Source organism: Solwaraspora sp. WMMA2065 (assembly GCF_030345075.1).
Lineage (GTDB): Bacteria > Actinomycetota > Actinomycetes > Mycobacteriales > Micromonosporaceae > Micromonospora_E.
In genome coordinates this window covers 4,066,391-4,080,993 of record NZ_CP128361.1, presented here as the reverse complement: position 1 = coordinate 4,080,993, position 14,603 = coordinate 4,066,391, and the positions used below count along the sequence as shown (strand labels likewise).

10 protein-coding genes are annotated in these 14,603 nt (G+C 73.9%); 5 read left to right on the top strand and 5 right to left on the bottom strand.

Features of this window, described 5'->3' with window-relative positions:
• Positions 1 to 120 precede the first annotated feature (120 nt).
• Both O7610_RS18620 and O7610_RS18615 read left to right on the top strand, forming a co-directional pair.
• Positions 121 to 1,236, top strand: a complete 1,116-nt coding sequence (locus O7610_RS18620) for a glycerophosphodiester phosphodiesterase (protein ID WP_281551942.1) — start codon at positions 121 to 123, stop codon at positions 1,234 to 1,236.
• Positions 1,237 to 1,260: 24 nt separating this feature from the next.
• Positions 1,261 to 3,531 (top strand): DEAD/DEAH box helicase, encoded by a 2,271-nt coding sequence (locus O7610_RS18615; protein ID WP_281551941.1) that lies wholly within the window; start codon positions 1,261 to 1,263, stop codon positions 3,529 to 3,531.
• A gap of 49 nt (positions 3,532 to 3,580) precedes the next feature.
• Here O7610_RS18615 and O7610_RS18610 read toward each other — a convergent pair whose 3' ends face one another.
• Positions 3,581 to 4,546, bottom strand: coding sequence for a C40 family peptidase (locus O7610_RS18610; protein ID WP_281551940.1), 966 nt, complete (start codon positions 4,544 to 4,546; stop codon positions 3,581 to 3,583).
• A 136-nt stretch (positions 4,547 to 4,682) separates the two neighbouring features.
• On the opposite strand from O7610_RS18610, the gene O7610_RS18605 reads away from it, so the two are divergent.
• On the top strand, positions 4,683 to 5,642 hold the full coding sequence (locus tag O7610_RS18605) for a DUF8832 domain-containing protein (protein ID WP_281567212.1): 960 nt from the start codon (positions 4,683 to 4,685) through the stop codon (positions 5,640 to 5,642).
• Here the strand turns inward: O7610_RS18605 and O7610_RS18600 are convergent.
• The 4 genes from O7610_RS18600 to O7610_RS18585 form a co-directional block, all read right to left on the bottom strand.
• Complete coding sequence (locus O7610_RS18600) at positions 5,629 to 6,837, bottom strand: class I SAM-dependent methyltransferase (protein ID WP_281555735.1); 1,209 nt, start codon at positions 6,835 to 6,837, stop codon at positions 5,629 to 5,631. The genes O7610_RS18605 and O7610_RS18600 overlap by 14 nt on opposite strands.
• Positions 6,834 to 8,558, bottom strand: coding sequence for a DEAD/DEAH box helicase (locus O7610_RS18595; RefSeq protein ID WP_289211432.1), 1,725 nt, complete (start codon positions 8,556 to 8,558; stop codon positions 6,834 to 6,836). Before O7610_RS18595 ends, O7610_RS18600 begins: the two co-directional genes overlap by 4 nt.
• A 664-nt stretch (positions 8,559 to 9,222) precedes the next feature.
• A complete protein-coding gene (locus tag O7610_RS18590) occupies positions 9,223 to 9,447 on the bottom strand; it encodes a DUF3107 domain-containing protein (RefSeq protein ID WP_278173586.1) in 225 nt (74 codons plus the stop codon).
• Positions 9,448 to 9,513: 66 nt separating this feature from the next.
• Positions 9,514 to 10,152, bottom strand: coding sequence for a TetR/AcrR family transcriptional regulator (locus tag O7610_RS18585; RefSeq protein ID WP_278173588.1), 639 nt, complete (start codon positions 10,150 to 10,152; stop codon positions 9,514 to 9,516).
• 152 nt (positions 10,153 to 10,304) lie between these two features.
• On the opposite strand from O7610_RS18585, the gene O7610_RS18580 reads away from it, so the two are divergent.
• Complete coding sequence (locus tag O7610_RS18580; RefSeq protein WP_289211431.1) at positions 10,305 to 13,346, top strand: hypothetical protein; 3,042 nt, start codon at positions 10,305 to 10,307, stop codon at positions 13,344 to 13,346.
• 187 nt (positions 13,347 to 13,533) lie between these two features.
• A complete protein-coding gene (locus O7610_RS18575) occupies positions 13,534 to 14,451 on the top strand; it encodes a DUF3152 domain-containing protein (protein ID WP_289211430.1) in 918 nt (305 codons plus the stop codon).
• Positions 14,452 to 14,603 lie beyond the last annotated feature (152 nt).

The window sequence follows — 14,603 nt, the reverse complement described above, 5'->3', positions numbered from 1 at the left end:
CATTCATGTAGTGGTCAGCCGGTCACCGACCGCCCGTCGCCCACCGGTCTCCCGCCCGTCGCCCGGGGCGTCTTCACTGACGCCGACGACGCCCTGCGACACCCCTGTGAGGAGATGACGTTGTCGCGTACTCTGCCGATCATGCTGCTTGCCGGCACCCTGCTGGCCACCATGGCGATCCCGTCCGCCGCCACCGCGACCGACCCGGCGGCCCGCGGCAAGCCGCCGCAGGCCGAGCCGAAACCACTGGTCATCGCACACCGCGGGGCCAGCGGCTACCGGCCGGAACACACCCTGGAGGCGTACCGGCTGGCGATCCGTCAAGGCGCCGACTACATCGAACCCGACCTGGTGTCGACCGCCGACGGGGTGCTGGTCGCCCGGCACGAGAACGAGATCTCGGGCACCACCGACGTCGCCGACCGCGCCGAGTTCGCCGATCGGCGGGCAACCAAGACCATCGACGGGCGCTCCGTCACCGGGTGGTTCACCGAGGACTTCACCCTGGCCGAGCTGCGTACCCTGCGGGCCGTGGAGCGACTGCCGCAGGTCCGGCCGACCAACACGGCGTTCGACGGTGAGTTCACGGTGCCGACCCTGCAGGAGGTCATCGACCTGGCCCGGTCGGAGGGCCGGCGACTGGGCCGGACCATCGGCATCTACCCGGAGACCAAGCACCCCACCTACTTCCAGTCGATCGGGCTGCCGCTGGAGGAGCCACTGGTCGACACTCTGCGACGCAACAAGCTGACCCGGCGTACCGATGCGGTGTTCATCCAGTCCTTCGAGACCGCCAACCTGCGCAAGCTGAGCCGGATGACCAACGTGCGGCTGGTGCAGTTGCTCGGCGGCAGCGGCCGGCCGTACGACTTCGTCGTGGCCGGTGACCCGCGCGGCTACGCCGACCTGGCCACCCCGGACGGGCTCGCCTGGATCAGCCGGTACGCCGACGCCATCGGGCCCACCAAGGACCTGATCGTGCCGCGCGACGCCGACGGCGCGCTGCTGGCCCCGACCTCGCTGATCCGCGACGCCCACCGGGCCCGGCTGGCGGTGCACGCCTGGACGTTCCGGGCGGAGAACCAGTTCCTGCCGGCCGACCACCGCATCGGTGCCGACCCGGCTGCCCGGGGCGACATCACCGCAGAGTACGAACTGTTCTACGGACTCGGGCTGGACGGACTGTTCGCCGACCATCCGGACACCGCCGTGGCGGTCCGCGTCGCCACCCGCTGAACGGTCCTTGCTACGGTCCACGACATGACCGTGGACCGGGCCGAGTTGCGCGACCGCGCCGAGCAGACGCTGCACAGGCTGGCCGGGCCGGGCGCGACGTTGCGCGACGACCAGTGGCGGGCCATCGAGGCGCTGGTCGTCGACCGGCGGCGGGTGCTCTGCGTACAGCGCACCGGGTGGGGCAAGTCGGCGGTCTACTTCATCGCCACCGCGTTGCTGCGCGCCGGCACCGGTTCGTCCGGCACCGACCCGGCCACCCCGACCGGGTCGGTGCCGACCGCACCGGCCGGGCCGACGGTGATCGTCTCGCCGCTGCTGGCGTTGATGCGCAACCAGGTCGCCGCCGCCGAACGGGCCGGGATCCAGGCCCGCACGATCAACTCCGCCAACCTCGACGAGTGGGACACCGTCAGCGCGGAGATCCGGGCCGGCGCCGTCGACGTACTGCTGATCAGTCCGGAGCGGCTGAACAACCCGGACTTTCGGGACAACGTGCTGCCCAGCCTGGCCGCTACCACCGGCCTGCTGGTCATCGACGAGGCGCACTGCGTGTCGGACTGGGGGCACGACTTCCGCCCCGACTACCGGCGGATCCGGACCTTCCTGCGCGAGCTGCGCCCCGGCACGCCGGTGCTGGCCACCACCGCGACCGCCAACACCCGGGTCACCGACGACGTCGCCGAACAGCTCGGCGACACCGCAGACAGCCGGTCCGACGACGACCACGCCGCCTCCGACGGCAGGCTCGGCGACACGCTGGTGCTGCGCGGTCCGCTGGACCGCCGGTCGCTGCGGCTGGCCGTGCTCGACCTGCCCGGCACCGCGCACCGGCTCGGCTGGCTCGCCGACCACCTGGAAACGCTGCCCGGCTCCGGCATCGTCTACACGCTCACCGTCGCGGCCGCCGCCGAGACCGCCGAGTTCCTGCGCTCCCGGGGCTACGCCGTCGCCGCGTACAGCGGCCAGTCCGACGACGCGCAACGCCGCGCCGCCGAACAGGACCTGCTGGACAACAAGATCAAAGCCCTGGTGGCGACGTCCGCGCTCGGCATGGGTTTCGACAAGCCGGACCTCGGTTTCGTGGTGCACCTCGGCGCGCCGCCGTCGCCGATCGCCTACTACCAGCAGGTGGGTCGGGCCGGCCGGGCCCTGGACGGTGACCGGTACGCCGACGTGGTGCTGCTGCCCGGCCCCGAGGATCAGGCGATCTGGCGGTACTTCGCGTCACTGGCCTTCCCCCGCGAGGAACAGGTGCGCTCGGTGCTCGCCGCCCTCGAAAACGCCGGTCGTCCGCTGTCCACCCAGGCCCTGGAGCCGATCGTCGATCTGCGGCGCACCCGGCTCGAACTGATGCTCAAGGTGCTAGACGTGGACGGCGCGGTGCGCCGGGTGCGCGGCGGCTGGGTCGCCACCGGCGAGCCGTGGCACTACGACGCCGCCCGGCTGCACCGGGTGGCCCAGGCCCGCACCGCCGAACAGCAGATCATGCAGGAGTACGCGGTACCGGCCGACACCGCCCCGCCGGCCGGCCGACCCGGCTGCCGGATGGAGTTTCTCCGCCACTGCCTGGACGACCCGCAGGCCCAGCCGTGCGGGCGCTGCGACCGCTGCGCCGGCGGGTGGCTGCCGTCCGAGGTGAGCCCGGACGCGCTGCGCGCCGCCGAGACCTTCCTCGGCCGGGCCGGAGTGGAGATCCCCCCGAAGAAGCTCTGGCCGACCGGGCTGGAGGCGGTCGGCGTACCGCTGCGCGGCAAGATCGGCCCCGACGAGCAGGCACTGCCCGGCCGGGCCGTCGGGCGGCTGTCCGACCTGGGGTGGGGTAGCCGGCTGCGGGACCTGCTCGCCGCCGGCCGGCCGGACACCGTGCTGCCGGCCGACGTCGCCGGTGCGGTGATCGACGTGCTCCGCGAGTGGGCGCGCGGCACCCAACCGTGGCCGGCCCGACCGGTCGGGGTGGTGGCGGTCGCCTCCCGGACCCACCCGGAGCTGGTGGCCAGCACCGCCCGACGGATCGCCGAGGTCGGTCGGCTGCCGCTGCTCGGCTCGGTCGAGCCGGCCTGGGCCGAGCCGCCGTCGGCTCAGGGCCGGGGCAACAGCGCGCAACGGGTCCGTACCGTCCACGACGCGTTCGCCGCGCCGCCGGAGCTGGCTGCGGCGCTGTCCGGGCTGACCGGCCCGGTGCTGCTGGTCGACGACCTGGTCGACACCGGCTGGACGTTGACCGCCGTGGCCCGGCTGCTGCGGCGCTCCGGCGCCCCGGCGGTGCTGCCGTTCGCCCTCGCCACCACGAACTGACCCGGTCCGAGCGGGACGGGGTCGCCCGGCCCGGTCAGCCTGATCCGAGTCAGCCCGGCCGGCCGTAGCCCTTGATCGGCATCCGGTCGATCTTGTCGACGCGGACCACTTCACCGTGCCGCGGCGCGTGGATCATCTGGGCGGCCCCGATGTAGATCCCGACGTGCTGCACGTTGCTGTAGAAGAAGACCAGGTCACCGGGGCGGAGCTGGGCGCGGCCGATGCGGGTGACGGTGCCGAACTGCCGGCGGGCGTTGTGTGGCAGCTGCACCCCGGCCGTCGCCCAGGCCGCCGAGGTCAGCCCGGAGCAGTCGTACGAGTGCGGCCCGGCCGACCCCCACCGGTACGGCTTGCCGAGCTGGGCGTGGGCGAAGGCGACGACGCTGGCCGCGCTGCCGGTCGCCGCCTCGGGCAGTGGGTCGGCCGGGCTGCGGTCGGCGGTGGCGGCGCCGGACCGGCTCAGCAGCGCCTGCTGGCGGTCCCGCAGCTCGGTCAGCGCCCGGATGTCCGACTCGATCTGCCGCTGCGTCGCGGACAGCTGCTCCTGCTGCAGCAACTGCTGCTCGATCAGCGCGTTCGCCGTCCGGCGCGCCGCTTCGCTGCGGTCGCGGGTGTCGCGCAGCTCGGCGATCGTCCGCTCGTTGTCGCGGTTGATCACGTCGGCGATGAGCAGCTGGTCGACGAAGTGTTCCGCCGACGCGGTGGACAGCAGGGTGGCGACGGGTCGGGCACCGTTCACCCGGTAGTTGCTGGCCGCGAGTTGACCGACCTGGTCGTGTCGGAACGCGAGCTGCCGGTCCAGTTCGGTGATCGTTTCGCTGAGTCCACCAGCGCGTTCCTGGTTGTGGCGCAGATCCAGCCGGATCTCGTTGTACTGCTCGACCACCGTCTCCAACTGGTGGGCCGCCTGGTCGATCCGCCGGTCCAACTCGGCGATCGAGGCCTGCGCCTGGGCCGGAGCCGGCAGCAACGTGGCGGTTACAGCGGTGACGAGGGCGGCTGCCCTACTTGCCAAGCTATTAACGGTCACGGATGGTACAACGACGGTGCGTTGCGGAAGCCACGGCTGACGACACAGCCGACAACCAGTCGACGACCAGTCGACGACCCGGCCGAGGCGTTGCCGGCCAGCAGCGACTACCGTCGGCGAGGTGGGAGAAACAGTGACCGGTGCCGGCGATCCGACGGGCCCGACAGACCCGGTGGGGCAGGGGACGTCCACCGTGCGGCTGGCGACCGGGGTCGCCGCCGTCGTGCTCGCGATGCTCGCCGGGTTCGCCCTGGGTCGGGCGGTGACCGCCCCGACCAGCATCGGCACCCAGTACGCGGCCGGCGCCGCCGACCACACCCACCCGCCCGGGACCACACCGCATGTGCACGACGGCACCGACGGCACCGACGGCGGTGACCAGGTGTCCGGCCTGTCGGTCAGCGTCGGCGGCTACACCCTGGTGCCGGTGCGGCGGCAGCTGCCGGTCGGCGAGCAGGTCGACCTGCGCTTCCAGATCGTCGACGCCGATCAGCGGCCGGTCACCGCCTTCGACGTGGTGCACGACAAGCCGATGCACCTGATCATCGCCCGCCGGGATCTGACCGGGTACCAGCATCTGCACCCGACGATGGCACCGGACGGCACCTGGAGCGTCCCGGTCCGGCTGGCCGCCGCCGGCATCTGGCGGCTCTACACCGACTTCACCCTGCGCGACTCCGACGGTACGCCGGTCGCGTTGACGCTCGGCGTCGACCTCGTGGTGGCCGGCGAGTACCTGCCGACCGACCTGCCGGCCGCCGCCGACACCACCGAGGTGGACGACTTCACCGTACGGATGCGCGGGGTCGCACAGCGCGGGGTGGTGACGCCGCTGCTGTTCGAGGTGGGCCAGGCCGGCCAGTCTCCGACGCTGGAGCCCTACCTCGGCGCGTACGGGCATCTGGTCGCGCTGCGCGACGGCGACCTCGGCTATCTGCACGTGCATCCGGAGGCCGAGCTGGTCGACGGCGCGGTGAAGTTCTGGCTGACCGCCCCGAGCCCCGGTGACTACCGGATGTTCCTGGACTTCCAGGTGGCCGGCGAGGTGCACACCGCCGAGTTCACCGTCACGGTCGACTGACCACGGTCGCCCCGGCGGCGTCCGACACAGCGGACCCGGCGGTGTCCGGCGGCGCCGGCAGCAGGGTCTGCAGCCGGGGGGTCACCGCCCACTGGTCGACCAGCGCCCGGTAGGCCCGGTGCTGCTCGCGTCGGTCCGGTACGCCGCCACGCCGGGCCCGCAGCAGCAGGTTGCGCGGCGTGTGCTGGGAGTCGATGAACTCGACCACGTCCACCCGGTAGCCGTACGCCCGCAGCAGGGTCGCCCGCAGCGTGTCGGTGAGCACGTCGGCGAACCGTTCCCGCAGGATGCCGGCGGAGACCAGCGGCCCGTACGGCTGCGGTGCCGGCTGCCGGCGCAGCTGGGCGGCGATGTCGTGGTGGCAGCAGGGCGCGGCCAGCACCCACCGGGCCTGCCAGTCGACGGCCCGGGCCAGCGCCTCGTCGGTGGCGGTGTCGCAGGCGTGCAACGCCAGCACCAGGTCCGGCGCCGGCTCGACCGGTGCCTGCCGGATGGTGCCGGCGACGAACCGGACCTGCCCGGCGCAGCCGAGCTGGTCGGCCAGCGCGGTGTTGCGCCGCCGCTGGTCCTCGCGGACGTCGACGCCGGTCACCACCGGCTGCCCGCCGCGGGAGACCAGGTAGCGGTAGGCGGCGAAGGTCAGATAGGCGTTGCCGCAGCCCAGGTCGACGACGTGCAGCGGCCCGGCGGGTAGCGGGTCGGGCAGGGTGGCGGCGAGCGCCCGCAGGAACGCGTCGACCTGGCGGCGTTTCGCAGCGTTTGCGCCGATCGCGGCGAACAGCGGGTCGTCCGGATCCAGCAGGTACCGCTTGGCCCGGTCGTGGTCGCCGGGGCCGGTGTCGGTCCGGTCGGCGGTCGACCGGTGCACCTGCGCGGTGCCCTTCTTGGTCACCCGCAGCTGCAGGGTGCTGGTGCTGGTCTCGACGTGCCAGTTGCCGAACGGCTCGGCGAGCAGCTGGTCGACTGCGGCTTCGGCGGGGGCACCCGGCGGCAGGTTACGGGTCACCGGACGGGTGCCGTCGTTGGTGACGATCTGCAGGTGGGTACCGGCCCGCAGGGCGACCGGCCGGAGTTCGGCCCGAACGACCGACGGGGCGGCGTTGCGCCGACGCCCGGCGGCGACCGCCCGGGTGAGCTGCGGGCTGAGCAGCAGCGCCCGGACGTCGTCGAGGGCGTCGGCGAGGGATCGAGTCAGTTTTCGCCGCCGCTGCCCTGCTCGGCCCGGCCGGCTCCGCCGACTTGCTCGGCCCGGCCGGCTCCGCCGGAGCCACCCCGGCGGCGTCGGCGGCGGCGCGTCGAACCGCCCGAGCCGCCGTCCGACGTGGCGGCGGCCGCGATCTCCGTACCGTCGGTGGACGCAGCTCCGGAGTCGGTGCCGGCACCGCCGTTGACGACCTGACCGCCGCGCCGTCGACGACGCGGCCGGCGGCTGGCCGGGGGACCGTCCTCACCGGCGGTCGTCGCGGTGGCGGTGGACCGGTCGGCGTCGTCCGGCGCGGCGGAGCGACGGGACCTCGACGACCGCCGGCCCCGGCTGTCACCGCGCGCTCCGCGCTCGGCGCGGCCGCCGCCGTCACCGCGCCGCCGCCGGCCGGCGCTGCGGCCGCCGAGGTCCTCCTCGACCTCGGCGGACAGCCCGGCGCGGGTACGGTCGGCGCTGGGCAGCGTGCCGGAGACGTCGCGGGAGATGTCCAGGTCTGCGTAGAGGTGCTCAGAGGTGTGGTACGTCTCCGGCGGCTCGGGCATCTCCAGCCCGAGGGTCTTGTCGATGATCCGCCACCGGGTGATGTCCTCCCAGTCGACGAAGGTCACCGCCACCCCGGTCGCGCCGGCCCGGCCGGTGCGACCGATCCGGTGGGTGTAGGTGTCCTGGTCCTCCGGGCAGTCGTAGTTGATCACGTGGGTGACGCCGGAGACGTCCAGACCGCGGGCGGCGACGTCGGTGGCCACCAGGATGTCGATCTTTCCGGTACGGAAGGCGCGCAGCGCCCGTTCCCGGGCGCCCTGGCCGAGGTCGCCGTGCACGGCGGCCACCGCGAAGCCACGGAAGTCCAGGTCCTCGGCGACCCGGTCGGCCGCCCGCTTGGTACGGGTGAAGATCATCGTCAGCCCGCGCTCCTCGGCCTGCAGGATCCGGGCGACGATCTCGATCTTGTTCATCGGGTGGGTGCGGTAGACCACCTGGCGGGTCAGCGGAGGGACGCCCGCCTCGGTGGTGTGCCCGGCGTGGATGGTCACCGGGTGGCGCAGGAACCGCCGGGACAGGGCCACGATCGGGTCGGGCATGGTGGCGGAGAACAGCATCGTCTGCCGGTCCTCCGGCAGCATCGCCAGGATCCGCTCGACGTCGTCGAGGAAGCCCAGATCGAGCATCCGGTCGGCCTCGTCCAGCACCAGCGCCCGGATCCGGTCCAGCCGCAGCTTCTTCTGCTTGGCCAGGTCCATCAACCGACCCGGCGTACCGACCAGGATCTCCACGCCGGAACGCAGCGTCTCGATCTGCGGCTCGTACGCGACGCCACCGTAGATCGGCAGCACCCGCACGCCGCGGGTGCTGCCGGCGGCGGCCAGGTCCTTGGCGACCTGCAGGCCGAGCTCGCGGGTCGGGACGACGACCAGCGCCTGCGGTACGCCGTCACCGCCCTCGGTCGGGGCGAGCACCCGGTCGATGAGCGGTACGCCGAAGCCGAGCGTCTTGCCGGTCCCGGTCGGTGCCTGGCCGATCAGGTCGCTGCCGCGCAGCGCGATCGGCAGGGCGTACTCCTGGATGGCGAAGGCGTGGACGATGCCGACCTGGGCAAGCGCGGTCACCGTCTCCGGGCGGGCACCCAGGTCGGCGAAGGTGGGGCTGTCGGGCCGTGCCGGTGGGCGTTTCGCCGGCTCGTCGCCGGCGTTGTGGTCGAAAATGTCAGTCATCAGGTGTCGGGGGTGCCTCTCGTGGTGCGCCCCGCCTGTTCCTGAGGGCGCGTGTCGGATGCGGCGCCGCGACGGCGCCGGTTGTGCGGCGCGCAGGGTGCGCGCCGGTTGTGGTCGGTGCCAGAAGGGCGCCGGTTGTGCGGCGCGCCGAGCCGGCGCGTCCGATGGTCGTCGGCACCGACGTCGTGTCGGTGCGGTGCGGGTGCTGCGAAGTGCCGCCGCGATGCCGGGGCGACGCGTTGTCTGCGGCGTGCCGCAGTGCGTCAGTTGACGGCGCTGGCCACACGCGATCGACAGGTCGCGGGCCGCACGCGCGCCGCGAACCCCGCTCGAGCATCCTCGACGGCCGCAGCATTGCTGACCATGGTAGCTGACGGTCCGCGCAGACGTGGAGATCCTCGGCGACGGCGGCCGGACCGACGACTCAGCTGTGGTTCTTGTCACGCCGCCGGGGTGGTGCGGGCACGGCGGCAGTGACGAACGGCACGGTCGTCAACGGTGTCGGCCGAAGGAGTCGCGACCGGGCCGCGGTCGCGACCGGCGCGGTGATCTGGCGGGTGATCCGGGCGGACCGATCCGGATCAGGCTGAACCGATCCGGATCGGTGCGGTCGGCCCTGGGAGCCGGCGGCCGACTCGGCAGCTTCGGGGCCGGTCCGGCCAGGTCAGCGGACGGTGAAGCCGACCGAACGGGGAGCGGCCTCGGCGATCTCGACGTACGCGATCTTGCTGACCGGGACGATGACCCGGCGGCCGCGCTCGTCGGTGAGTGACAGAGTCCCCTCGGTCGTGATTGCCTGGGTCACGATCTGCTCGATCTCAGCCGGTGACTGGGCACTGTCCAGAACGAGCTCGCGCGGCGCGTACTGCACGCCGATCTTGACCTCCACGGGTCCTCCTTGAGGTGGGCGAAAACAACGCCAACGCGAAGGTTAGCCGATGCGGACGCGCTGTGGTCAGGATGCCTCACCCTGCAGCGGGAACCCGGCGATGCCCCGCCAGGAGAGTGCGGCGAGCAACGACTCGGCTTCGTCCTTGGGCACCTGTCGACCGCCGGCCAGCCAGAACTGGGCGGCGGTCTCGGCCGCGCCGACCAGCCCGGAGGCGAGCAGCTCGGCCCGGGACCGGCTCACCCCGGTGTCCGAGATGATGGTGTCGGTGATCGACGCGATGCACTCCCGTTCGACGCGTTCCACCCGGGCCCGTACCAGCGGCTCGTTGCGCAGGTCGGAGTCGAAGACCAGCCGGAAGGCGCCGCTCTCCTCGTCGACGAAGTCGAAGTAGGCCTGCACCGCCCCGCTGACCCGTTCCTTGTTGTCGGTGGTCGCGGCCATCGCGGCGGCGACTTTGGCGATGATGGCGTCGCAGTGTGTGTCGAGCAGCGCCAGATACAACTCCAGCTTGCCCGGAAAATGCTGATAGAGCACCGGCTTCGACACGCCGGCCCGCTCCGCGATGTCGTCCATCGCCGCCGCGTGGTAACCCTGTGCGACGAACACCTCCTGGGCGGCGGCGAGCAGCTGCTTGCGGCGGGCGGACCGTGGCATCCGGGCCGGTCGGCCGCTTGTCTGTGCGTCGCTCGACGCAGCGGTCATGTCGAACCTCCGAGTCCGGTCGCGGCCATCTGGTCGGCGAAGAAACGAAACGATCAGTGCATATCACCTGGCCGGTCAATTGGCCCGACGTTGCAACTTATCGCCACTGTCAGCACACGGTAGCCTCAGCGGGGGCGACCGAGGAGCGCACGGTGGACGAATCAGGTGAACCCCGCGGGGCCGCACCGGGACCAGAGGACGGCGGAGCGGATCCGCGAGACCGTCGTGACCAGGGCATGGGCAGTTGGACGGGGTCGCCGACCCGGTGGTCGGACGGCTCCGGTGTCGGGCCGGACGCCGACCGCGCCGATGCCGGCTGGGGCGCCCGCGACGAACCGGTGAGCGGCCCGCACTGGGCTGACCCGCCGTCCCGGTACGCCGAGGTGCTGCCGTTCACCCGGACTCCGCGCGGCGGCTCAGTCACCCGTGGTTCCCGCAGCGCCGACAACGGCCGTGCCACAGCCGTCAACGGCCGGCCGGTCTCCGGGCCGGCCGAGACCGTGGTGCCGACCCCACGCCCCGCGCCGGCCGGTGAGTCGATCCAGCCGGGCGGCGTGGACACCGGACGGGCCGACAACGAGCCGACCGCCAGGATGGCCGGTGGACCTGCGGACGACCCCACCCCACCCGGTGGCTCGGCCGAGCGTCGTGGCGGTGACAACCCACGCCCGACCCCGACGCCGGTCAACCCGCCGCCGCGCTGGCAGGAGACGGCCCGGGTAGTGCCGACCGCGCCGCTGCGCGCGGTGCCGGTGGCCTCGGCGGCACCGGTGTCGCCGGCCCGGCCGGCCCGCCCCGGCACCCCACCGGGCTTCCAGCCGCCGCCGACCGGTCGGCCGGGCGCGCAACGATCCGAGCCCGACGACCGCCCGGTCGAGCCTGACCGGCAGCGCTCCGCGCAGTCCGACCTCCCGCCCGACCGGCCAGACCGGCCAGCCCTCCCGCCCGACCGGTCCGGGATGTCGCCCGACCGGTCCGGCCTCCCGGGTACGCCGGCCGACCGGTCCGCTGCCGGCCCCGCCGGCCGTACGGCGGACGCAGCCGGACGTGACGAACCTGCCCGGCGCGACGACTTCGCCCCCACACCGCCGCAGCCCGCCGGGCAGCCGTCCAACGTTGGTCCGCTCCGGCAGCCGACCGGCGAACGGCCCGGTCCAGGTGCTGGCGGGCCGTGGTCCCGGCAGGTGACCGGCGAATGGCCCCGGCCCGGCACCGCCGACGAGTTGCGACGGCCGGTCCCGACCAGCGCCGCACCGGCCGCTGACCAGTGGCACCGACAGAGCGCCACCGGTGAATGGCCACGACCGACCAGCTCCGCCGCCTGGGACCGGCCCGCTGACGACGTGCCGGGCGATCGGACCCAGCGTGGCCAGGGGTCGCCATCCGGGCCGGCGTCCGGGCCCCCGGCCGGTGAGCCGGACTGGTCGTACGGGCAGCGCTGGCCGGCGCCGGAGCCGGGCTGGACGGACGGGCCGACCGATTCGAGCTGGGCGGCTACGGACTCTGGCGGTCAGGTGTGGGCGGCAGAAGCCGCCGGTGGGCCGAGCGGCCCGGTGGAACGGGACGACGCCGAGCCGTCGGGCTGGTCCGACGACCGGACCGCCCCGGCTGACAGCGGCTGGTCCGGTCCGCCACCACCGAGCTGGGGCGGCGACGACCGCAGTGGCTGGCCGGGCGCGGCGAGCGGTGAGTCGGGCTGGGCGATGCCGGATCCGCCGACCGTGCCGGAGGAGCTGCCGTGGCGTCCCGACCGCCCGGCCGACCTGGGCCAGGCCGCCGGGTACCGGCCGGTCAGTGGCCAGCCCCGGTACGAGCCGACGGCTCCCGCCGAGCAGTACGAGCCGACGGCTCCCGCCGGCGGGCAGTACGGACCGGGGCGGCCCGGCCAGGGTGACAGCGGCGGGGACGCCGACGGCCTGATGCCCCGCCGCCGGGCGGTTTCCCGCCGCGCCGACGACGAGCTTGGCGAGGCAACGGTGTCCGGGCCGACTGGTGCGTCGGTCCCCGCGGAGCCGCCTGGGGCACCGGCCACCGCCGAGCCGGCCGGTGGTGCGCTGCCGCCGGTCGAACACCCGGCGGATCTGTCCACCACCCCCATCGCGGCTGCCGCGCTGGACTCGTTGCCGCAGCGGGTTCCCGCCGACCCGGACGTGCCGACCGTGCCGCAGCAACTGCCGCCGGTCGAACACGCGGCGGAGACGCCGGAACTCGCGCGGATCGCGTCCCACCTGCGCCGCGGCGACGTCGTCGACCAGCCGCAGGAGCGGCCGGAAGGCTTCGACGTCGGAGCGATCCTGGCAGCGGTACGCGGCGTCGGCGGAGTCCGCGACGCCTCGCTGCGGACCACCGACGCCGGTGCCCACAGCCTCCGGCTCGACCTGTCCGAGGGTGCCGACCCGGCCGAGGTGAGCCGGTTGGTGGCGCGGCTGCTCCAGGAACGGATGGGCCTGGCGGCGGCCCCGCAGAACCTGCCGGGTGGCGAACCCGACCACGGGCTGCCGGCGTTGCCCGGCCGCGCCGATCTGCCGGCGCCGGGTCGGCCGCCGGGCTCGACAGCTCCGCCGTTGACGGCTCCGGGTGGCGTACCTGGCTGGGTCGCCCCGGAACCGGCGGACGTACCGCGCCGCCGCCGACAGCCGCTGGGTCCCCGCCCCGGCCAGGACGATCCGCCGCCCCGGCACGCGGGCGCGGGCGCGACCGCCGCGACATCCGCTGTGCCGTGCGTGGAGCCGGGCGGCACCGCGCCGGAGAGCGGGCCGCCCCGGCCGCTGAACCCGGGTGGTCGGCCCGGCCCCCGGGTCGTGCTGGACCATGTGCAGGTCAGCACGTTCGGCGTGGACGCCACCGTCGAGGTGCGACTGACCGCCGGCCAGCGGACCACGTCCGGTGTGGCGACCGGGCCGGCGGTCGACGGGTACGTGCTGCGGTTGTGCGCGGTGGCCGCCGCCTCGTCGATCGAGAAGCTGTTGACCGGCCCGGCCGGCGCGGCGGACCGGGGACGGTGCATCGTCGAGCACGCGGCCGTGGTGCCGATGGGCGGCTGCGAGGTGGCGGTGGTCGTCGTACTGCTCGCCTGTGGTGGCTGGGTGGAGCAGCTGGCCGGTTCGGCGGTCGTCTCGGGGGATCCGCGGCAGGCTGTGGTGAGAGCCACACTCGCCGCCGTCAACCGGCGACTGGACGCTCTGCTGGCCTGATCGGCACGGCCACCGCCCCTGCTCGGCACGCATCCGCGGCCTGCTCGGCACGGTCCTGCGGCCTGATCGGCACCGTCCGGCGGGCTGACTGGTCGCTCAGTGGCCCGGTCGGCGGGACGGGGTGCCCGGACCGACGCGCCGGTCCGGGGTGCCCGGACCGGCGTCGGCTGTGGCACGCTGGTCAGCGATGTCCGACCGCCGTACCCGCCCGACCCGCCGTGACCACCCGTCCGGGGCACGGAGCCGGTCGGCGCACCGCCGGCAGCGGCGGGATGCGTCGCGTACCCGTCGGCGGCAGCTGCGGTGGCCGGTGCTGGCGGCGGTGCTGGTGACCGTGCTCGGGCTGGCGGCGATCGGGTTCGCGTTGCCCCGGGTCGGAGTGGGCGGCGATCGGGACGCGGTGGCCGCGCCACCCGGCGACACCACGGCGGCGACACCCAGCGCCGAACCGCCCCCGACGACCGGCCCGCCACCGACCACCGCGCCACCCGCGCCGGTGCTGCGGCTGTCCGGCACGGCACCGTCGGCCGGCAGCGGCGAGTTCGACTTCAGCACCAAGCAGGGGAAGATCGCTGGCCGGTCCGGCACCCTGCGCCGCTACCGGGTGGCCGTGGAGATCGGCTCCGAGGAGGACGTCGAGGCGTTCGGTGACGCGGTGGAGAAGCTGCTCTCCGACGAACGGAGCTGGATCGGCGGCGGTCAGCTGCGCCTGCAGCGGGTGCCGGACCAGGCCGGCCACGACTTCACGGTCTACCTGGCCACGGCGCAGACCGCCGCCCGGATGTGCCAGGCCGGCTGGGTGGACATACGGATCGACGGCGAGCCGTACACCTCGTGTCGGGCGCAGGGCCAGGCAATCATCAACCTGGACCGCTGGCGGTTCTCGGTCGACCACTACGTCAGCGGTGAGGTCCCGCTCGACGTCTACCGGGCGTACGTGATCAATCACGAGGTCGGCCACGAGCTGGGCCACGGCCACGAGCGCTGTCCGGGTGAGGGCGAGCCGGCCCCGGTGATGATGCCGCAGACGCTGTTCCTCAACGGATGTGTGGCCAACCCGTGGCCGTTCCTGGCCGGTGAGCGGTACGCCGGTCCGCCGCTGTGAGCGGGCCGCTCGGCGGATCGTCGGAGGACACGGGGCGTACGGTCGGATTGAATCCCTGAACCGATGGTCCCCGCGCGTCGTTCGGGCCTTACCGACATGCCGTGACAATCTGGGCAGGTCAGGCCAGGGATTCGCGCCGGTTCGCCCCCTGT